Genomic DNA, 20,513 nt, shown 5'->3' on the forward strand with positions numbered 1-20,513 from the left:
CTGTTGTTTGAGAACTCAATAGTGTGCCAAGTTTGTTGATACCGATTTTTTATGAATTGGTTATTTGCCGGGCTGTCCGCCCCTGTGGATGGTCTGGTTTTTAGCTGGTTTCAAATTTTGTGCAGCGTGTCCGGGTCTTTTTCCGGCCTGGGTGTGTTGTGTCTGTTTTTGTTTTACTTCAACGGAGAGTTTGATCCTGGCTCAGGATGAACGCTGGCGGCGTGCTTAACACATGCAAGTCGAACGATGATCCGGTGCTTGCACCGGGGATTAGTGGCGAACGGGTGAGTAACACGTGAGTAACCTGCCCTTGACTCTGGGATAAGCCTGGGAAACTGGGTCTAATACCGGATATGACCTTTCACCGCATGGTGGGGGGTGGAAAGCTTTTTGTGGTTTTGGATGGACTCGCGGCCTATCAGCTTGTTGGTGGGGTAATGGCCTACCAAGGCGATGACGGGTAGCCGGCCTGAGAGGGTGACCGGCCACACTGGGACTGAGGACACGGCCCAGACTCCTACGGGAGGCAGCAGTGGGGAATATTGCACAATGGGCGCAAGCCTGATGCAGCGACGCCGCGTGAGGGATGACGGCCTTCGGGTTGTAAACCTCTTTCAGTAGGGAAGAAGCGAAAGTGACGGTACCTGCAGAAGAAGCGCCGGCTAACTACGTGCCAGCAGCCGCGGTAATACGTAGGGCGCAAGCGTTATCCGGAATTATTGGGCGTAAAGAGCTCGTAGGCGGTTTGTCGCGTCTGCTGTGAAAGACCGGGGCTCAACTCCGGTTCTGCAGTGGGTACGGGCAGACTAGAGTGATGTAGGGGAGACTGGAATTCCTGGTGTAGCGGTGAAATGCGCAGATATCAGGAGGAACACCGATGGCGAAGGCAGGTCTCTGGGCATTAACTGACGCTGAGGAGCGAAAGCATGGGGAGCGAACAGGATTAGATACCCTGGTAGTCCATGCCGTAAACGTTGGGCACTAGGTGTGGGGGACATTCCACGTTTTCCGCGCCGTAGCTAACGCATTAAGTGCCCCGCCTGGGGAGTACGGCCGCAAGGCTAAAACTCAAAGGAATTGACGGGGGCCCGCACAAGCGGCGGAGCATGCGGATTAATTCGATGCAACGCGAAGAACCTTACCAAGGCTTGACATGGACCGGACCGCCCTGGAAACAGGGCTTCCCTTCGGGGCTGGTTCACAGGTGGTGCATGGTTGTCGTCAGCTCGTGTCGTGAGATGTTGGGTTAAGTCCCGCAACGAGCGCAACCCTCGTTCCATGTTGCCAGCGGGTTATGCCGGGGACTCATGGGAGACTGCCGGGGTCAACTCGGAGGAAGGTGGGGACGACGTCAAATCATCATGCCCCTTATGTCTTGGGCTTCACGCATGCTACAATGGCCGGTACAATGGGTTGCGATACTGTGAGGTGGAGCTAATCCCAAAAAGCCGGTCTCAGTTCGGATTGGGGTCTGCAACTCGACCCCATGAAGTCGGAGTCGCTAGTAATCGCAGATCAGCAACGCTGCGGTGAATACGTTCCCGGGCCTTGTACACACCGCCCGTCAAGTCACGAAAGTTGGTAACACCCGAAGCCGGTGGCCTAACCCCTTGTGGGAGGGAGCCGTCGAAGGTGGGACCGGCGATTGGGACTAAGTCGTAACAAGGTAGCCGTACCGGAAGGTGCGGCTGGATCACCTCCTTTCTAAGGAGCAACTGCCCTTTTGTGGTGGTGGCTGCATGGTCGCCGTCCGGGGGTCAGGAGTACAGCCCATTGCGCAGGCGTCTGTTCTGCGGTGGGTGCTCATGGGTGGAATATCAACGAATCAAACTGGTTTTGGCATGGCCTTGGTGGTTGTGTCCTGTGGTTAGTACGGTGTCTGTGCCCTTTTGGGGTGTGGGTGTTGGGAACGCTGCGGGGTGCGGACTGTCGTGGGTTGTGTTTGGTGCACTGTTGGGTCCTGAGGCAACAGGACCTGCAACGATGAGTTGCCGGGCCCGTCAGGGGCGCCCCTTTTGTGGGGTGTTCTGGGGTTTCTGGTTTTCCTGTCCTTGCCGATCATGCGCATGGTTTGTGTGTGTGGGGTGTGGGGGTTGGGGTTGTTGTTTGAGAACTACATAGTGGACGCGAGCATCTTGTAAGCAATTTTGTTTAGAAGTTTTTTGATCTGTGTGGTCAAGTTTTTAAGGGCACACGGTGGATGCCTTGGCATCAGGAGCCGATGAAGGACGTAGGAATCTGCGATAAGCCTGGGGGAGTTGATAACCGAGCGGTGATCCCAGGATGTCCGAATGGGGAAACCCCGCACAACGCCGTTTTCGGTGATTGTGTGACCCGTACCTGAATATATAGGGTGCGTGGGGGGAACGCGGGGAAGTGAAACATCTCAGTACCCGCAGGAAGAGAAAACAACAGTGATTCCGTTAGTAGTGGCGAGCGAACGCGGATCAGGCTAAACCGACCCATGTGTGATAGCCGGCGGGCGTTGCGTGGGCGGGGTTGTGGGGCAGTTGCGTGCTGGTTCTGCCGGACCGGCGGGGTGTGTGTGCGTGCATAGGCGAACGGTTTTGAAAGGCCGGCCGGAGAGGGTGTGAGTCCCGTAGCCGTAATGTGTTGTGCCGCCCTGGTGAGTGTTCCCAAGTAGCACGGGGCCCGAGAAATCCCGTGTGAATCTGTCAGGACCACCTGATAAGCCTAAATACTTCCTGATGACCGATAGCGGACCAGTACCGTGAGGGAAAGGTGAAAAGTACCCCGGGAGGGGAGTGAAACAGTACCTGAAACCGTGTGCTTACAATCCGTCAGAGCAGCCTTGTTGTTGTGATGGCGTGCCTTTTGAAGAATGAGCCTGCGAGTTAGTGTTACGTCGCGAGGTTAACCCGTGTGGGGTAGCCGTAGCGAAAGCGAGTCTGAACAGGGCGAGTGTAGTGGCGTGATCTAGACCCGAAGCGGAGTGATCTACCCATGGCCAGGTTGAAGCGACGGTAAGACGTCGTGGAGGACCGAACCCACTTCAGTTGAAAATGGAGGGGATGAGCTGTGGGTAGGGGTGAAAGGCCAATCAAACTCCGTGATAGCTGGTTCTCCCCGAAATGCATTTAGGTGCAGCGTTGCGTGTTTCTTGCCGGAGGTAGAGCTACTGGATGGCCGATGGGCCCTACAAGGTTACTGACGTCAGCCAAACTCCGAATGCCGGTAAGTGAGAGCGCAGCAGTGAGACTGTGGGGGATAAGCTTCATAGTCGAGAGGGAAACAGCCCAGACCACCAACTAAGGCCCCTAAGCGTGTGCTAAGTGGGAAAGGATGTGGAGTTGCTTAGACAACCAGGAGGTTGGCTTAGAAGCAGCCACCCTTGAAAGAGTGCGTAATAGCTCACTGGTCAAGTGATTCCGCGCCGACAATGTAGCGGGGCTCAAGTACACCGCCGAAGTTGTGGCATTCACACATGTTCCTAGCCTTCGTGGTTCAGGGGTGTGGATGGGTAGGGGAGCGTCGTGTGGGCGGTGAAGCTGCGGTGTGAACCAGTGGTGGAGCCTACACGAGTGAGAATGCAGGCATGAGTAGCGAAAGACGGGTGAGAAACCCGTCCGCCGAATGATCAAGGGTTCCAGGGTCAAGCTAATCTGCCCTGGGTAAGTCGGGACCTAAGGCGAGGCCGACAGGCGTAGTCGATGGACAACGGGTTGATATTCCCGTACCGGCGAAGAACCGCCCATACCAAGCGGGGGATACTAACCGCCCGAAACCTGCCCTATCACCCTTTGGGTGTGTGGGTTTTGGTGGAGCGCGGGACCTGATCCCGGGAGGTAAGCGTATTAACAGGTGTGACGCAGGAAGGTAGCCGGGCCGGGCGATGGTTGCCCCGGTCTAAGGACGTAGGCCGTTCCATAGGCAAATCCGTGGAACATGCAGGCTGAGATCTGATGGGACCCCCGCATGGGGGGATCCGGTGATCCTATGCTGCCTAGAAAAGCATCGGCGCGAGGTTCCAGCTGCCCGTACCCCAAACCGACACAGGTGATCAGGTAGAGAATACCAAGGCGATCGAGAGAATTATGGTTAAGGAACTCGGCAAAATGCCCCCGTAACTTCGGGAGAAGGGGGGCCCGGACCGTGAGACCCACTTGCTGGGTGGAGCGGGCAAGGGCCGCAGAGACCAGGGGGAAGCGACTGTTTACTAAAAACACAGGTCCGTGCGAAGTCGCAAGACGATGTATACGGACTGACTCCTGCCCGGTGCTGGAAGGTTAAGAGGACCGGTTAGCTCTTCGGAGCGAAGCTGAGAATTCAAGCCCCAGTAAACGGCGGTGGTAACTATAACCATCCTAAGGTAGCGAAATTCCTTGTCGGGTAAGTTCCGACCTGCACGAATGGAGTAACGACTTCCCCGCTGTCTCAACCATAAACTCGGCGAAATTGCAGTACGAGTAAAGATGCTCGTTACGCGCAGCAGGACGGAAAGACCCCGAGACCTTTACTATAGTTTGGTATTGGTGTTCGGAGTGGCTTGTGTAGGATAGGTGGGAGACTGTGAAGCCCGGACGCCAGTTCGGGTGGAGTCATCGTTGAAATACCACTCTGGTCACTTTGGACATCTAACTTCGGCCCGTGATCCGGGTCAGGGACAGTGCCTGATGGGTAGTTTAACTGGGGCGGTTGCCTCCTAAAAAGTAACGGAGGCGCCCAAAGGTTCCCTCAGCCTGGTTGGCAATCAGGTGTCGAGTGTAAGTGCACAAGGGAGCTTGACTGTGAGAGAGACATCTCAAGCAGGGACGAAAGTCGGGACTAGTGATCCGGCGGTACATTGTGGAATGGCCGTCGCTCAACGGATAAAAGGTACCTCGGGGATAACAGGCTGATCTTGCCCAAGAGTCCATATCGACGGCATGGTTTGGCACCTCGATGTCGGCTCGTCGCATCCTGGGGCTGGAGTAGGTCCCAAGGGTTGGGCTGTTCGCCCATTAAAGCGGTACGCGAGCTGGGTTTAGAACGTCGTGAGACAGTTCGGTCCCTATCCGCTGCGCGCGCAGGAAATTTGAGAAGGGCTGTCCTTAGTACGAGAGGACCGGGACGGACGAACCTCTGGTGTGTCAGTTGTACTGCCAAGTGCACCGCTGATTAGCTACGTTCGGATGGGATAACCGCTGAAAGCATCTAAGCGGGAAGCTCGCTTCAAGATGAGATTTCCATGCACCTCGTGTGTGAGAGGCCCCCAGCCAGACCACTGGGTTGATAGGCCGGACGTGGAAGACAGGACCAACGACTGTCGAAGCCGACCGGTACTAATAGGCCGACAACTTACACCACACAAAAACATCAAAAGCTACGCGTCCACTATGTGGTTCCCGGACAACAACCCAGGAACCAAACCGGCACACCACCGGACAACCGAATACAACCAGCAACACCTGGTAACCAACAGTCTTCCCACCCCGCACACACGCGGGGACGGGTAACAAGGTTACGGCGGTCATAGCGTGGGGGAAACGCCCGGTCCCATTCCGAACCCGGAAGCTAAGACCCACAGCGCCGATGGTACTGCACCCGGGAGGGTGTGGGAGAGTAGGACACCGCCGGACAACCATTACAGGTCGAGGCCCCCGAAGAACACCTTCGGGGGCCTCCCGCATTTAACCCACAAACAGGGCCGTCCCCGCCCAGGCGAACCAGGCTCAGGCGAATCAGGCCCGGCGCGAACCGGGCTCAGCCGCGAACCGGGCTCAGCCGGCGAAGAACGCTGCCAGTTCGGAGATGAGCCTGTCCGGTGCCCGGTTGGCGCCGTCATGCCCGTAGCCGGGAAGGATGGTGTAGCTGGAACCGGACAGGACGTCGTGGATCTGGCCGCAAGCCACCCCGAAATAGGCGGGGCTCTTTTCGCCCACCACGATAAGGGTTTCAAGCGGAAGGTCGAGGAAGGGCTCGGCAGGCATATCCGCGGCGATGACAGCCTTGATTTCGCGGACCCCGGCCTGCATCAGTTCCCGCATCTGCTTGCCCATGGGCGTCCCGGCGGTCAGCTTGTTGGCGAGCGTGAGCATGGACAGCGGCATCCGCGAGAAGGCGCCCCCGGTCTCCACACCCTTCACCAGGACGGCGAGCCCGCGGTCGAAGTCTCCCGCCGCCGTCGCACGTTCATATTCGGCCGTCCAATCGGCCTTGACGCTGTGGTTGACCGATACAGCCGGGTCGTACACCGCCAGACGTTCCACCGGCAGCGTCCGCGCCGCGTGCAGCGCGACGGCGCCGCCGAAGCTGTGCCCGAAGACATCCGTGCTCCCGGTGTGCTCCATGACGGCGGCGAGGTCCCGGATGTCGACGTCGAGGGTGTAGTCCCGCGGCTGCGGCGAAGAGGCGCCTCGGCCGCGGCGGTTGAAGGTGTGCACGGGCCGGCCGAGCGCCGCGCTGAGTTTCTGCGCGAATTTCGTGTAGTCCGCGGCGGTCACCATCGAAGCCGGCACGACGACGACGCCGTTGCCCTTTGAGCCTGCTTCGCCGCCAGTGGTGAAGACCTCAAGGGTCGCGCCGTCGGGGGTGGTGATCTTCTCGCTCGTCATGGCTTGAGCCTAACGGAGCTACCTGAACGCTGACAGTACGCAACGCAGCCGCCGTTGCCGCCTACGCCCGGAAGTAGCCGGCAATGTCCGAGACGAGTTCCTTCACCGCGGCAGGGACCGAACCGTGTTCACACTTCGGCGAGAGTTTGAGCTCGCTGCCCGGAACTGCCGCGTGGAGGCGTGTGGCGGTGACCTTGTAGTAGTCCGGGCTCTTTGCGCCCACCAGGAAGCAGGTTCCGGCCGGCAGCCCGGAGAAGTCTGCCGCGCTGAGCGGCTCCTCCATGGCGGCCTTCAGTTCGCCGACGGCGGTGGGCATGAGTTCGCGGAACAGGCGGTTGACCCCGGTCCGGGAAACGACGGCCATGAGCGCTGCCAGCACCGGTTCCGGGACCCGCGCGAGTGGGCTCCCCGGGGCCAGGCCTTTCTTGGCGCGGGCCATTGCCAGGTCCGGCCGGCCGGCGTTGAGCGCTTCCTCGAAGCCGGAAAGCCAGGAAGGGTTGATGCTTCCCTCGATGTTGACGGCGGCATCGTACACTGCAAGTTTCGCGGCCTCATGCTCCGTACCGGCGAACTCCGCGGCGGCATTGAGTACCACGGACCCGCCGAGGCTGTGCCCGAAAATACTCCGGCCTCCGGTGGCGCCGAGCACGGTGCGGACGTCAGCGATTTCCGTGGCCATGGAGTATCCCCGAGGTTGTCCGCTGGATTGTCCGCGGCCGCGCCTGTCGTAGACGTCAACGGCCCATCCATCACCCAGGCCGGACGCTAGCGCCATCGCGAACGGGCGGTAGATCAAAGCCGTCAGGAAGGCTCCGCCGACCACCAGGACCCGCCGCTGCGGAGGCGCCCCGGCGGTGCCGTAGCTGTAGAGTGCCAGCCGTCCGCCGTCGTCGGTTTCCAGGGTGCGTTCCTCCATTTGGGACAGTCTAGATGGCGGCCGCCTCCGCGCCGGACGGTCCGCGGCCCGAGGTTCCCGGCTCCGCTAGAATTAAGCCTTGTGACTTCAGAAAACACCCCCTCCACAGAGCCCGCAGACGCAAGCGAACAGATGCGCATCCGCATGGAGAAGCGGAACAAGCTGATCGAGCGCGGCGGCGAAGCCTACCCGGTGGGTGTTGAGCGGACCCATTCGCTCGCGGAGGTCCGCGAAAAGTACGGACACCTCCAGGCTGACGAGACCACCGGGGACACCGTGGGAATCACCGGCCGCGTCGTGTTCATCCGCAACACCGGCAAGCTGTGTTTTGCCACGCTCCAGGAAGGCGGCGTGGACGGCAAGGGCGTCCGCCTCCAGGCGATGCTCAGCCTGGCGAACATCGGGGAAGAAGGCCTGGCCGACTGGAAGGCCCTCGTGGACCTCGGCGACCACGTCTTCATCACGGGCGAAGTCATCTCCTCACGCCGCGGCGAGCTCTCTGTCATGGCCGATTCCTGGTCCATGGCGTCCAAGGCCCTGCGCCCGCTGCCAGTGCTGCACGCCGGGCTGAACGAGGAGACCCGGGTCCGCCAGCGCTACGTGGACCTCATGGTCCGCGACGAAGCCCGCGAGATGGTCTACACCCGCGCGGCGATCACCCGTTCCGTCCGCGACACCCTGGACCGCCACGGCTACGTCGAGGTGGAGACCCCGATCCTGCAGCTGGTCCACGGCGGCGCCACCGCCCGCCCGTTCGAAACCCACATGAACGCCTTCGACCAGAAGATGACCCTGCGCATCGCCACGGAACTCTTCCTCAAGCGCGCAGTGGTGGGTGGCATCGACCGTGTCTACGACATGGGCCGCGTGTTCCGCAACGAAGGCGTCGATTCCACGCACAGCCCGGAATTCACCACCCTGGAATGCTACGAAGCCTGGGCAGACCAGTTCGTCATGGCCGAGCGGATGAAGGAAATCGTCCTCAACGTCGCCGACGTCGTGGGCACCCGCACTATCCAGACCGAGGCCGGCGAGATCAACCTCGATGGCGAATGGGCCTGGCTTGCCGTCTACCCGGGCCTGTCCGAGGCCGTGGGCGTGGAAATCACCCCGGACACCACGGTGGAAGAACTCCGCGAGATTGCCGCCAAGCACGAAGTCAAGGTGGACCCGAAGTGGGACGCCGAGAAGCTCGCGGTCGAATTGTTCGGCGAAATCGTCGAGCCGACCCTGTTGAATCCCACCTTCGTGTACAACTACCCGCCGTCGGCCCAGCCGCTGGCCCGCCCGCACCGCGAGGACGGCCGGCTGATCGAAGCCTGGGACCTGATCATCGGCGGCATGGAGCGTGGCACCGCATTCTCCGAGCTGATCGACCCCGTCATCCAGCGCGAACGCCTCACCGAGCAGTCTCGCCGCTCCGCGGCTGGCGACGTGGAGGCAATGCAGCTCGATGAGGACTTCCTGCGGGCCCTCGAGTACGGCGCGCCGCCGATGGGCGGAATCGGCCTCGGCATTGACCGCCTGGTGATGCTCTTCACCGGAGCCGGAATCCGCGAGACCATCCTGTTCCCCCTCCTCAAGCCCGAAGGCCACTGATCATGGAATATATCGCCGTCCTTGCGCCCTCCGTTGTGGTGGGGCTGCTTTTCTGGTTTGCCATGAAGTCCATCTTCAACGCGGACAAAGCGGAACGGCAGGCAGAAGCCCGCGCCCAGAGGGAGGCGGGCGCCGGAAATATGGCATCTCCCGACGGCGGTCCGACTCCCGCTAAATAGCCTCTTTCGGGTGGGACCCGCGGAAATTGTTTATGTCTTTGACGTCCTGTGGCACGCTGGACGATAATCTTTAATTAGCAGGACATAAAACTGCATCCCCCATCCCCCGAAGAGAGTCTTTTCAATGGCACAGAAAGTCAAAATCATCCTCGTCGACGACCTGGACGAGGGCGAAGCCGACGAAACCGTCCGGTTTGCGCTCGACGGAGTCAGCTACGAGATGGACCTGTCCACGGTAAACGCGTCAAAGCTGCGCGGCGCCCTGGAGCCTTTTGTCGCGAAAGCCCGTAAAACGTCCACGGGACGCGCAGTCCGCAGCAGGGCATCCGCAGGAAGGAACCAGGATTCGGCGCAGATCCGTCAATGGGCGCGCGATAACGGATACACGGTAAACAGCCGCGGACGCATCCAGGCGGAAATTCAGGAAGCATACCAGAAGGCAAATTCCTAGCGAATCCGCAGGATTCCGGTTTCGCCGGGTTCCAGGATCCGAAACAGGATGAATTGCCGGTTTATCCGCCACCTCGAAAACCATGGGGGAATTCGAATTGCGGTGGGGCGACCGGCGCGGCTGCCGGCAGGCGGCGCTCCCCGCAGGGGGAGCGAGCCGCCGCGGCGGGGCCGGGGTTCGTCCGAGATGCAGCGCAGGGCGTAGGGAAAGTATTCCCTGCGCCCTCCCTGTTTCCCCTGTGGCGAACACGCCCCAAAATCCTTGCCGCGCCACGTAGCATCAAAGTACGTCGTAGCTAGGAGTGTGGCGAAATGTTTGAGAGATTTACGGACCGTGCCCGTCGCGTTGTTGTGCTTGCCCAGGAAGAGGCACGCATGCTCAACCACAACTACATCGGTACCGAGCACATCCTCCTGGGTCTGATCCACGAGGGTGAAGGCGTTGCTGCCAAGGCGCTTGAGTCCCTGAGCATTTCGCTCGACGGTGTCCGGGAGCAGGTCCAGGAGATCATCGGCCAGGGCCAGCAGGCGCCCTCCGGCCACATCCCCTTTACCCCGCGTGCCAAGAAGGTGCTGGAGCTGTCGCTGCGCGAAGCCCTCCAGCTCGGCCACAACTACATCGGCACCGAGCACATCCTCCTCGGCCTCATCCGTGAGGGCGAGGGCGTTGCCGCGCAGGTGCTGGTCAAGCTTGGCGCGGACCTGAACCGCGTCCGCCAGCAGGTCATCCAGCTGCTCTCCGGCTACCAGGGCAAGGAAGCGGCCGGAACAGGCGCAGGCCCGGGACAGCAGGAAGGCACCCCGGCCGGCTCGGTGGTGCTCGACCAGTTCGGCCGCAACCTGACGCAGGCTGCCCGCGAAAACAAGCTCGATCCCGTGATCGGCCGCGAGCAGGAGATGGAACGCGTCATGCAGGTCCTCTCCCGCCGCACCAAGAACAACCCGGTACTGATCGGCGAGCCCGGTGTCGGCAAGACCGCCGTCGTCGAAGGCCTGGCCCAGGCGATCGTCCGCGGCGACGTCCCGGAGACCATCAAGGACAAGCAGCTCTACACCCTGGACCTCGGGTCCCTGGTCGCTGGTTCCCGCTACCGCGGTGACTTCGAAGAGCGCCTGAAGAAGGTCCTCAAGGAAATCCGGACCCGTGGCGACATCATCCTGTTCATCGACGAGATCCACACGCTCGTAGGTGCGGGTGCTGCCGAAGGTGCCATCGACGCCGCCTCCATCCTGAAGCCGATGCTGGCCCGCGGTGAACTCCAGACCATTGGTGCCACGACGCTGGACGAATACCGCAAGCACATCGAGAAGGACGCCGCCTTGGAGCGCCGCTTCCAGCCGATCCAGGTCAAGGAACCCTCCGTTGCGCACGCAATCGAGATCCTCAAGGGCCTGCGTGACCGCTACGAGGCGCACCACCGTGTGACCATCACCGACGGCGCCCTCGCCTCGGCCGCCCAGCTCGCCGAGCGCTACATCTCGGACCGCTTCCTGCCGGACAAGGCGATCGACCTGATCGACGAAGCCGGCGCCCGGCTGCGCATCCGCCGCATGACCGCCCCACCGGAGCTGAAGGCCATGGACGAGCGGATCGCCGAGGTGAAGCTCGAGAAGGAATCGGCCATCGACGCCCAGGACTTCGAAGGTGCCGCTTCGCTGCGCGACAAGGAGCAGAAGCTCATCGCGGAGCGTGCCGAGAAGGAGCGCAACTGGAAGTCCGGCGGCATGGACGACGTCTCTGAAGTGGACGAAGACCTCATCGCGGAAGTCCTGGCGAACTCCACGGGCATCCCGGTCTTCAAGCTCACCGAGGAAGAGTCCAGCCGCCTGCTCAAGATGGAAGAAGAGCTGCACAAGCGCGTTGTCGGCCAGGACGAGGCCATCAAGGCCCTCTCCCAGGCGATCCGCCGCACCCGTGCGGGGCTGAAGGACCCCAAGCGTCCGGGCGGTTCGTTCATCTTCGCCGGCCCCACCGGCGTCGGCAAGACCGAACTGGCCAAGGCGCTCGCGGAATTCCTGTTCGGTGAAGAGGACGCCCTCATCACCCTGGACATGTCCGAGTACTCCGAGAAGCACACGGTGTCGCGGCTCTTCGGTGCCCCTCCGGGCTACGTTGGCTACGAAGAAGGCGGCCAGCTGACCGAGAAGGTCCGCCGTCGTCCGTTCTCCGTGGTGCTGTTCGACGAAGTGGAAAAGGCCCACGCGGACCTCTTCAACTCGCTGCTGCAGATCCTGGAAGACGGCCGTCTGACCGACTCCCAGGGCCGCGTGGTGGACTTCAAGAACACCGTGATCATCATGACCACGAACCTCGGTACCCGCGACATCTCCAAGAGCGTCGCCACCGGCTTCCAGTCCGGCACGGACACCCAGACCGGCTACATCCGGATGCGGGCCCGGGTCACGGAGGAGCTCAAGCAGCACTTCCGCCCCGAGTTCCTGAACCGTGTTGACGACGTCGTGGTGTTCCCGCAGCTGACGCAGGACGAGATCATCGAGATCGTGGACATGTTCGTCACGCGCCTGGAGCGTCGCCTCAAGGACAAGGACATGGGCATCGAGCTCACCACGGCCGCCAAGGTTCTCCTGGCCACGCGTGGCTACGATCCCGCCATGGGCGCCCGGCCGCTGCGCCGGACCATCCAGCGCGAGATCGAGGACCAGCTGTCCGAGAAGATCCTGTTCGGCGAACTGCACCAGGGCGACATCGTGGTGGTGGACGTGGAAGGCGAAGGCGACGAGGCAAAGTTCACCTTCGCCGGCAACGCCAAGCCGCGCATCCCTGAGATCGCGCCGAGCGCCTAGCCGCAGCGCAAACTGACGCAAAGGACCCCCGTTCATGGAACGGGGGTCCTTTGCGTTTGCCAGGCTCCGCGAGCCGGCCGCCAGGAGGTCCGATGTCCTTTTTCTGAAAGTACTGTTTCACTCTTAGAGAACTCGCTGTGATCGACGGCATAATCCGTGTTGAATCGGACCATGGACGCGAATCCCTCCGAGACCCCGGACGCACAGCCTGAAACCCCGTTCCACGATCTGGACCACTACCTGGCCATCCCGCGCGTGAGCGGCCTGGCGCTCAGCCCCGACGGCAGCCGGCTGGTCACCACCGTGGCCACCCTGAACGGCAAGGGCACCGAATACGTGACCGCCCTGTGGGAGCTGGATCCCGCCGGCACGAAGCACGCCCGGCGCATCACCCGCAGCGCCAAGGGCGAGGCTGGTGCGGCCTTCGCCGCGAACGGCGACCTCTACTTCACCTCCGCCCGGCCCGATCCGGAGAGCCCTGACAAGGATCCGGTCGACGCCCTGTGGCTCCTGCCGGCCGACGGCGGCGAGGCCCGGGTGGTGCATTCGCGGGCCGGCGGAATCAGTGCCGTGCTGACCGCGAAGGATGCGGACGCGACCTTCGTGAAGGCCCCGGTCCTCGCCGGTGCAAGCGACGAAAAGGACGACGAGGACCGGCGCAAGAGCCGCAAGGACAACAAGGTCTCGGCCATCCTCCACAGTGGCTACCCGGTCCGCTACTGGGACGCCGATCTCGGCCCTTCCCAGCCCCGGATCTTTGCCGTCGAAGCCGGGGAAGATGAGGGTCCCGGCAAACCGTCAACGGTGGACGCCGTTCGCGGCCTGAAGCTCCGCAACCTGACCCCGGACGCCGGAGGCCGCCTGAGGGAAACCGAAGCGGTTGTCAGCCCGGACGGCACCACAATCTACACCAGCCTCCAGAAGCCGCTCGCGAAGGCCGATTCCCGCTATGTCCTGGCCGCCGTCGACGTCGCCACAGGCAACCTCAAGGTCATCCTGGACCGTGAAGGAATGAGCTACTTCCCCGGGCCGGTGAGCCCGGACGGCCGGACGCTCGCCGTCGTCAGCGAAAGCGACAGCACGCCGCTGCAGGCGCCGCGGGTATTGCTGCACCTGCTCGACGTCGGGAGCGGCGCGGGTGCCGGACTCGAGCCGCTGGCGCCGGAATGGGACCGCTGGGCGACGCCGGCCGCCTGGCTGCCCGACGGAAAATCCCTCCTGGCGACCGCCGACGAGGATGGCGCGACGCCGGTCTTCCGCATCGACGTCACGAGCGGTGCGGTCTCGCGGGTGACGCCGGACGCCGCGGCGTACACCGACGTCGTTGCCTCGCCGGACGGGAGCGCCGCGTATGCGTTGCGCAGTTCCTACGGCTTCCCCGCCGAGGCTGTCCGGATCGACCTGGCGGGCGGCGGCGTCGTGCGGCTTCCCGCTCCGGCCGAAAGGCCCGCCGTCAAGGGCTCGCTTGAACGGATCGAAACGACGGCGGCCGACGGCTCCCGGGTGCCCGCCTATCTGGCGCTGCCCGAGGGTGCATCCGCGCAGAACCCCGCCCCGCTGCTGCTGTGGATCCACGGCGGCCCGCTCGGTTCCTGGAATGCCTGGACCTGGCGCTGGAACCCGTGGCTGCTGGTCGCCAAGGGCTACGCCGTGCTGTTGCCGGATCCGGCCCTATCCACCGGCTACGGGCAGGACTACATCCAGCGCGGTTGGGGCAACTGGGGCAAGGCGCCGTTCGCGGACCTGATGGCCGTTACCGACGCGGCAGTGGCCCGTGCCGACATCGACGAAACCCGCACCGCGGCCATGGGCGGCTCCTTCGGCGGGTACATGGCCAACTGGGTGGCCGGCCACACCGACCGCTTCAAGGCGATCGTCACGCACGCGAGCCTCTGGGCACTGGACCAGTTCGGCCCCACCACGGACGCTTCACAGTACTGGCTCAAGGAAATGACCCCGGAGATGGCGCTGGAGAATTCCCCGCACCTGCACTTGGGGAACATTTCCACGCCCATGCTCGTGATCCATGGGGACAAGGACTACCGGGTGCCGATCGGCGAAGGGCTGCGGCTCTGGTACGAGCTGCTGTCCGGCTCGGGCCTGCCCGCCGGCGAAAACGGGGAGACACAGCACCGCTTCCTGTACTTCCCGGACGAGAACCACTGGGTGCTCCAGCCGCAGCATGCAAAGGTCTGGTACGGCGTGGTGGAACACTTCCTGGCACGGCAGGTCCTCGGCGAAGACGTCGGGCTGCCGGAGGACCTGGGCCTGTAGCCCGGGCCGAAAAGCCTGTCTTGGCGGCTGTGGGGACGGCTGCCGGGACATGGCCGGGCGGGGAGGCCCGGCCGACATGGGGAAGGCCTGGCCGGCGCGGGAAAACGTGCCGGCCAGGCCGGGGTGCGCGGGACATAGGATGGGGGCTGTGACTCCAACGATCAGCATCCGCCCTGCCCGCACCGGCGACGTCGCCGCGATCAAGAAGCTGGTGGCGCCCCTCGCGGCGCAACGCATCCTGATGGCCAAGGAAACGGTGGCGTACTACGAGAGCCTGCAGGAGTTCCGGATCGCGGAGTCGTCCGACGGCGACGTCATCGGCTGCGGTGCCCTGCACGTCATGTGGGAGGATCTGGCCGAAGTCCGCACGCTCGCCGCGGCTGCCGACTGGCGCGGCAAGGGAGTGGGGCACGTTCTGGTGCAGCAGCTCCTTGAAGACGCAAAGGCCCTCGGGGTTTCCCGGGTGTTCTGCCTGACCTTCGAGGTGGACTTCTTCAAGCGGCACGGCTTCGAGGTCATGGCGGACCAGTCCGCGGTGGATCCGGAGGTCTACTCCGAACTCCTGCGCTCGCATGACGAAGGCGTGGCCGAGTTCCTGGACCTGGCCCGGGTGAAGCCCAACACCTTGGGCAACACCCGCATGATCAAGTTCCTCTAGCAGCCTTCGGAAGGCCGGCCGGGGCGTGCCGGGGGCCCGCACGCCCGGGCCCGCTGCAGGACCTACCACGGCCGCCGGGCGGGTAGTAGGGTCAAAACAAACTACCCGATTCGTGCCAGGAGCAGCCATGAAGAAGCTCATCAACGATCCACGCGCGGTGGTGGACGAATCCCTCGATGGCTTCGGCCTGGCCCATGCCGACATCCTGGAAGTCCACGCCAATCCTGCATACGTCGTCCGCAAGGGTGCCCCGGTAGCCGGCAAAGTGGCGCTGGTATCGGGCGGCGGAAGCGGGCATGAACCCCTGCACGCCGGTTTTGTCGGGCACGGCATGCTCGACGCCGCGGTGCCGGGCGCCGTGTTCACCTCGCCCACACCCGAGCAAATCATCCCGGCGACCGAAGCAGTGGACTCGGGGGCCGGCGTCGTGCACATCGTGAAGAACTACACCGGCGACGTCCTGAACTTCGAAACGGCCGCCGAGCTCTCGCAGGCCGAAGGCATCAGCGTCCGCACCGTCCTCGTGAACGACGACGTCGCCGTAGAGGACTCCCTGTACACGGCCGGACGCCGCGGCGTAGGCGGGACCGTGCTGGTGGAAAAGATCGCCGGCGCCGCCGCCGTCCGGGGCGACTCCCTCGACGCCGTCATGGGTGTTGCGGAAACGGTCGCCCGCAACGTACGCACCATGGGCGTGGCGCTCTCGGGCTGCATCGTGCCGCATTCCGGCGTGCCGAGCTTCGAACTCGCCGACGACGAAATCGAAATCGGCATCGGCATCCACGGCGAACCCGGCCGGCACCGGATCCCCATGGAGGGCGCGGACGGCATCACCTCACGACTGCTGGAACCAGTGGTGGAAGACCTCGGCCTCGGCAAGGGGGAGCGGGCGCTGCTGTTCGTCAACGGCATGGGCGGCACCCCGCTCAGCGAGCTGTACATCGTGTACCGCCGGGCCGCCCAGTTGCTGGAAGAGAAGGGAATCACCGTCGAGAGGTCCCTGGTGGGCAACTACGTCACCTCCCTGGAAATGCAGGGCTGCTCCATCTCGGTCCTGCGCCTCGATGACGAACTCGTTGAACTTTGGGACGCGCCCGTACATACCGCTGCCCTCCGCTGGGGGATGTGACAGTGGGGTTAGGCGTCGACTGGGCCATTGAATGGCTGCAGCTTTCGGCACGGAAGATGTCCGAACACCGTGTGGAGCTTATCGAACTGGACCGGGCAATCGGCGATTCGGACCACGGCGAGAACATGGACCGCGGCTTCCAGGCCGTGCTGGAGAAGATCGCCGAAGCGGCCCCGGACACGCCCGGCGCGGCCTTGAAGCTTGCCGCGATGGCCCTGATGTCCAAGGTGGGCGGGGCGGCGGGGCCGCTATACGGTACGGCTTACCTGCGCGCCGCCACTTCGCTGGGAACCTCGACGGAAATCGACTCCGCCGCGCTCGCCGCCGCCCTTGGGGCAGCCCGGGACGGGATCGTGGCGCGGGGCAAGGCCGAGCCCGGGGACAAGACCATGGTGGACGCCTGGACCCCGGCGGTGGAGGCGGCCAATGAGGCCGTCACCCTCGGCGCGGACGCCGTTGCCGTGCTTGCCGCGGCTGCCGAGGCCGCGGAGGTGGGCGCCGTGACCACGGATCCGCTGGTGGCCAGGAAGGGTCGCGCCAGCTACCTCGGCGAACGCAGCGCCGGACACCGCGATCCCGGGGCCGTCTCCACGGCGCTGCTGCTGCGGGCCGCGGCCACCGCGGCGGGCTTCCCCGACGGGGAGACGGCGTGACGGTTGCCTTGGTGGTGGTTTCGCACAGCGCCAGGATCGCCGAAGGGGCCGTTGAACTTGCCGGGCAGATGGCCCCCGACGTCGGCCTTTTCGCCGCGGGCGGCACGGAGGACGGCAGGATCGGCACCAGCTTCGAAATCGTCTTGGCGGCGTTCGAATCGGCGCTGGAATCTGCGGCGGGCGCCGGTGTTGTGGTGCTGACGGACCTCGGCTCGGCGGTGATGACGGCGGAAGCCGCGGTGGAGTTCTGCAGCGCGCCGAAGGAGGTGCTGCTGGCCGACGCTCCCTTGGTGGAGGGGGTCGTTGCGGCGGCAGTAGCCGCGCAAGGCGGAGCGGATGCGCCGGCCGTGAAGGCGGCGGCCGCAGCGGTGCGCTTCGGCAGCGGCGGCGGCAGCACCGGCGTCGGGGGCCCGGACGATGGAATTCCCGCGGCTCCGGAGGAGAGCGGAGAATTCGTCCTGCGCAACGCCGCGGGAATCCATGCCCGCCCGGCGGCCAGGATCGCCGGGGGGCTTGCCGGGCTGGACGCAGAGGTGACCATCAACGGCGTCGACGGCACGTCAATGATGGAACTGATGGCGCTCGCCGTCGGCCAGGGTGGAAAGCTTGCCGTTGAGGCACGGGGCAAGGACGCCGCGAAAGCTGTGGCCTACGTGCGACGCCTGGTCGAGGAAGGCTTCGGCGAACCCTGACGCGGGCAAAGTACACCGGGCGGGTACCGGCGCTCGTTCGACGAAGAGGGCTGAGCATGGGTCAAGAGCCGCCGCGCACGGAGGCCAGTTTGTCCTTCAGCTCGCCGGCCATCCCCCGGATTGCGGTTTCGAGCCGTTTGTCTCCGGCCGTGACAGCCTGACCGAGCGCGCGGGAGAGGTCTTCAACAGCGAGCGTATGCCTATTGAGGGCGTCATATGATTTGCCCCTGTGATAGAGGGCTGAAGCCCGTCCCAGATGCCATTGCATCTTTTCCGCGACGGCCAGGGCGTTCCCCGCGACCTCTATGCATTCGTCGTAGCGTTGCAGCTCGTGCAGCACTCCGCACAGCAGCTGAAGGGCGTAGAACTCGATGAAGTCGGCCACGTTGGCCGGCATCTTGCTGGCCATGAGGAGTTCCAGCAGGTTTCTGGCGACAACCACTGCCACGTCGAGTTGGCCCAACATCTGGTGGATGCTGCCTTTGAGCATCATCGCCGGTCCCTGACCTTCGATCTCCCCGACGGCTTCGAAGAGCGCGATGGCCTTGTTGGCACTGGCCATGGCTTCCTGGATCTTCCCGAGGCCGCGTTGGCTCAGGGCGATATAGAGATGCGCCCAACCTTGCCTGACGGTGTTCTGGGCCTCTACCGCGGCATCCAAGGAGAGCATTGCTGTCTTGAGCGCACGTTCCGGATCATTGCGCTCGTTGCTGTAGGCGAAGGAGAGAAACCCGAGGTGCGCTGAAACCAGCTCCTTGTCTCCCACGGCACCCGCAGCCGCGGCGGAATCGGCGAAGAGCCGATGCCAGTTTCCCCATCTTTCCCAGATGCCGGCGAACCAGTGCAGGGACCCCGCAACCTTCAGCACATCCTGGTGGTCCTGCCGCGTGACGGCGTCTTGATAGGCCCCGTACCAATCAGGAGTCTCCGACTGGAGCCAGTGCCTTGCCTGTGCCGAATCGCCGAATTCCATCCCCGGGATACCGCGAATCAGCCCGGGTGCCGGGTGGGGCTCGAAACGGTTTCCGGCGTTGATGGTGGTCGTCAATAGCCATGCGCGAAGGTATGTGCGGTGCGCAGCGATGTCTTCGGCACTTGTCTGCGCGCGTAGCCGGCCCGCGGCGTAGAGCCTCAGGAGGTCGTGAAGGCGGTACCGGTTGCCGGTAAGTGCCTGGACAAGGCCCAGGTCCACCAGTTCATCCAGGCCTTCCTCGATATCCGGGGCGCCATCGATGCCCTTTGCTGCCATGGCGGCAGCTGCAAGTGGGGGGCTGAAGGTGGTGCCTTTGAGGAGGGAGAGGTTCCTGAAAAGCTGCTGCCGCTCCTCGTTGAGGTGCTCGTAGGACAAGCTGAACGCGGCCTCCACCGCGAGATCGCCTGCCACCAGCGCGCGCAGCCGGCGTTCTTCGGAACCGAGGCGGTCCAGGAAGTCGCTCACCGTCCAGCCCGGCTGGCTGGCCAGGCGGTTGCCTGCGATCCGCAAGGCCAGCGGAATGTGGTCGCATAGAACGCCGAGATCCCGGAGTGACTCCCCGCGCTGGCCCGCGGATACTATCTCGGCCAGAAAGGCTTCGCTTTCGCTTGGCGGGAGGGGCCCCACAGGAAACCGGCCCACACCTTCGAGCCCGGCAAGGCTTCGCCGCGATGTCACCACAACAACGCCTTTGTGCCCGGTTGTCAGCACCGGACGGACTTGGGCTTCACTTGCCGCATTGTCCAGAAGCACGGCCACGGGGGAGCCGGCCGAGAACTCCCGCCAAAGCGACGCGGCTGCAGCCAGTGTTTTCGGGACCTCCCTTCCCGGAAGCAGAGCTTGCCTGAGCAATGCCTGAAGGACTTGCAACGGGGTCAGGGGGAAGGCATCCAGGCCGTTGAGGTCCACGAACAAGGCCATCGCCTGATCTTCCTGCCGGCGGTGCAGGGCCTCGACTGCCATTGCCGTCTTTCCCATTCCGGGAGCGCCGTGGAGGATTGCCACCGGGGCCACAACGCGATCCTCCGGTTCCACTTCGAGGAACGCCAGGAGTTCTGCCATCTCGGAGGTGCGGCCGGTGAAATCCGGCAGGCGCCGGGGCTCAAGAGACGCCGACCTGCTGGCGGCCGCTGGACTTTTCCCAGCACGGGCGGCACCCAGGAACTCGTCCCGTTCCGTGTCCGGGAGCTTCAAGGCCGCGAGGATGGCCAGCAGGGTGCGGCGCTGCGGGGCGGTACTGACACCGCGTTCGATGTCGCTGATGGTCCGGTCGCTGATCCCGGACAGCTCCGCCAGATACTCCAGGGACATTACGGCGCGCTCGCGGTGTGCGCGGAGCAAGACCCCCAACGGCGGTGTAGGCAACCCGGGCAAATCCTCGGCGGCGGTCACCACTGATCTTTCCGGCATACGCGCTGCCATCCCTTCCGGTACGGAGTTCCTGCCCGTGGGAGGGAACGTCATGTCCGGCAAGGGGAAGCCAACATGACGTACGTCCACGTGGCCACGACTAGGTAAAGAGTATCCGCGGTTGGCAGAATTCCGGTTCTGCGTCCTTTCTTCATGGCGCCTGCAGCCGCCCTGCTGTGGACTGGCAAGGGGTCCGAAACAGCCTGGACCCCACAAGTACC

At 63.7% G+C, this 20,513-nt stretch carries 12 protein-coding genes and 3 rRNA genes; 12 read left to right on the plus strand and 3 right to left on the minus strand.

Annotated elements, in window-relative coordinates:
* Nucleotides 1-178: 178 nt before the first annotated feature.
* The 3 genes from ACZ9CK_RS00005 (at nt 179) to rrf (ending at nt 5,579) form a co-directional block, all read left to right on the plus strand.
* Nucleotides 179-1,704 (plus strand): 16S ribosomal RNA (locus ACZ9CK_RS00005).
* 469 nt (nt 1,705-2,173) lie between these two features.
* Nucleotides 2,174-5,307 (plus strand): 23S ribosomal RNA (locus tag ACZ9CK_RS00010).
* A gap of 155 nt (nt 5,308-5,462) precedes the next feature.
* Nucleotides 5,463-5,579: ribosomal RNA gene (gene rrf / locus ACZ9CK_RS00015) — 5S ribosomal RNA — on the plus strand.
* Together the 16S, 23S and 5S rRNA genes form the textbook arrangement of a ribosomal RNA operon.
* 141 nt (nt 5,580-5,720) lie before the next feature.
* Here the strand turns inward: rrf and ACZ9CK_RS00020 are convergent.
* On the minus strand, nt 5,721-6,554 hold the full coding sequence (locus tag ACZ9CK_RS00020; protein ID WP_426301477.1) for an alpha/beta fold hydrolase: 834 nt from the start codon (nt 6,552-6,554) through the stop codon (nt 5,721-5,723).
* A gap of 61 nt (nt 6,555-6,615) precedes the next feature.
* Nucleotides 6,616-7,470 (minus strand): alpha/beta fold hydrolase, encoded by an 855-nt coding sequence (locus ACZ9CK_RS00025; protein WP_476048878.1) that lies wholly within the window; start codon nt 7,468-7,470, stop codon nt 6,616-6,618.
* A gap of 81 nt (nt 7,471-7,551) precedes the next feature.
* On the opposite strand from ACZ9CK_RS00025, the gene lysS reads away from it, so the two are divergent.
* The 9 genes from lysS (at nt 7,552) to dhaM (ending at nt 17,909) form a co-directional block, all read left to right on the plus strand.
* On the plus strand, nt 7,552-9,069 hold the full coding sequence (gene lysS / locus ACZ9CK_RS00030; protein ID WP_426301481.1) for a lysine--tRNA ligase: 1,518 nt from the start codon (nt 7,552-7,554) through the stop codon (nt 9,067-9,069).
* Between the two features lie 2 nt (nt 9,070-9,071).
* Nucleotides 9,072-9,248 (plus strand): hypothetical protein, encoded by a 177-nt coding sequence (locus tag ACZ9CK_RS00035; protein ID WP_426301482.1) that lies wholly within the window; start codon nt 9,072-9,074, stop codon nt 9,246-9,248.
* Between the two features lie 124 nt (nt 9,249-9,372).
* Nucleotides 9,373-9,699 carry a histone-like nucleoid-structuring protein Lsr2 gene (locus ACZ9CK_RS00040; RefSeq protein ID WP_426301484.1) on the plus strand — a complete coding sequence of 109 codons (327 nt, stop codon included), beginning with the start codon at nt 9,373-9,375 and terminating at the stop codon, nt 9,697-9,699.
* A gap of 311 nt (nt 9,700-10,010) precedes the next feature.
* Nucleotides 10,011-12,503, plus strand: coding sequence for an ATP-dependent Clp protease ATP-binding subunit (locus ACZ9CK_RS00045; RefSeq protein ID WP_426301486.1), 2,493 nt, complete (start codon nt 10,011-10,013; stop codon nt 12,501-12,503).
* A 171-nt stretch (nt 12,504-12,674) separates the two neighbouring features.
* Nucleotides 12,675-14,777 (plus strand): S9 family peptidase, encoded by a 2,103-nt coding sequence (locus ACZ9CK_RS00050; protein WP_476048879.1) that lies wholly within the window; start codon nt 12,675-12,677, stop codon nt 14,775-14,777.
* 139 nt (nt 14,778-14,916) lie between these two features.
* A complete protein-coding gene (locus ACZ9CK_RS00055; RefSeq protein ID WP_426301490.1) occupies nt 14,917-15,435 on the plus strand; it encodes an amino-acid N-acetyltransferase in 519 nt (172 codons plus the stop codon).
* A gap of 127 nt (nt 15,436-15,562) precedes the next feature.
* Nucleotides 15,563-16,564, plus strand: coding sequence for a dihydroxyacetone kinase subunit DhaK (dhaK, locus tag ACZ9CK_RS00060; RefSeq protein ID WP_426301492.1), 1,002 nt, complete (start codon nt 15,563-15,565; stop codon nt 16,562-16,564).
* A 2-nt stretch (nt 16,565-16,566) separates the two neighbouring features.
* Nucleotides 16,567-17,217, plus strand: coding sequence for a dihydroxyacetone kinase subunit DhaL (dhaL, locus tag ACZ9CK_RS00065; protein ID WP_476048880.1), 651 nt, complete (start codon nt 16,567-16,569; stop codon nt 17,215-17,217).
* Complete coding sequence (gene dhaM / locus ACZ9CK_RS00070; protein ID WP_476048881.1) at nt 17,214-17,909, plus strand: dihydroxyacetone kinase phosphoryl donor subunit DhaM; 696 nt, start codon at nt 17,214-17,216, stop codon at nt 17,907-17,909. The genes dhaL and dhaM overlap by 4 nt, the downstream gene beginning before the upstream one ends.
* A 61-nt stretch (nt 17,910-17,970) precedes the next feature.
* Here dhaM and ACZ9CK_RS00075 read toward each other — a convergent pair whose 3' ends face one another.
* Entirely contained in the window at nt 17,971-20,292 is a 2,322-nt protein-coding gene (locus tag ACZ9CK_RS00075; protein ID WP_426301498.1) for a helix-turn-helix domain-containing protein, read from the minus strand.
* Nucleotides 20,293-20,513: the final 221 nt, after the last annotated feature.

The organism is Arthrobacter sp. TE26545 (genome assembly GCF_056279005.1).

Excerpts from the sequence above, each read along its gene's own strand:
- dhaK (WP_426301492.1), top strand. The coding sequence starts at position 15,563 with ATGAAGAAGCTCATCAACGATCCACGCGCGGTGGTGGACGAATCCCTC.
- ACZ9CK_RS00050 (WP_476048879.1), top strand. The coding sequence starts at position 12,675 with ATGGACGCGAATCCCTCCGAGACCCCGGACGCACAGCCTGAAACCCCG.
- ACZ9CK_RS00025 (WP_476048878.1), bottom strand. The coding sequence starts at position 7,470 with ATGGAGGAACGCACCCTGGAAACCGACGACGGCGGACGGCTGGCACTC.
- ACZ9CK_RS00035 (WP_426301482.1), top strand. The coding sequence starts at position 9,072 with ATGGAATATATCGCCGTCCTTGCGCCCTCCGTTGTGGTGGGGCTGCTT.
- ACZ9CK_RS00055 (WP_426301490.1), top strand. The coding sequence starts at position 14,917 with ATGGGGGCTGTGACTCCAACGATCAGCATCCGCCCTGCCCGCACCGGC.
- ACZ9CK_RS00020 (WP_426301477.1), bottom strand. The coding sequence starts at position 6,554 with ATGACGAGCGAGAAGATCACCACCCCCGACGGCGCGACCCTTGAGGTC.
- ACZ9CK_RS00075 (WP_426301498.1), bottom strand. The coding sequence starts at position 20,292 with ATGCCGGAAAGATCAGTGGTGACCGCCGCCGAGGATTTGCCCGGGTTG.
- ACZ9CK_RS00045 (WP_426301486.1), top strand. The coding sequence starts at position 10,011 with ATGTTTGAGAGATTTACGGACCGTGCCCGTCGCGTTGTTGTGCTTGCC.
- ACZ9CK_RS00040 (WP_426301484.1), top strand. The coding sequence starts at position 9,373 with ATGGCACAGAAAGTCAAAATCATCCTCGTCGACGACCTGGACGAGGGC.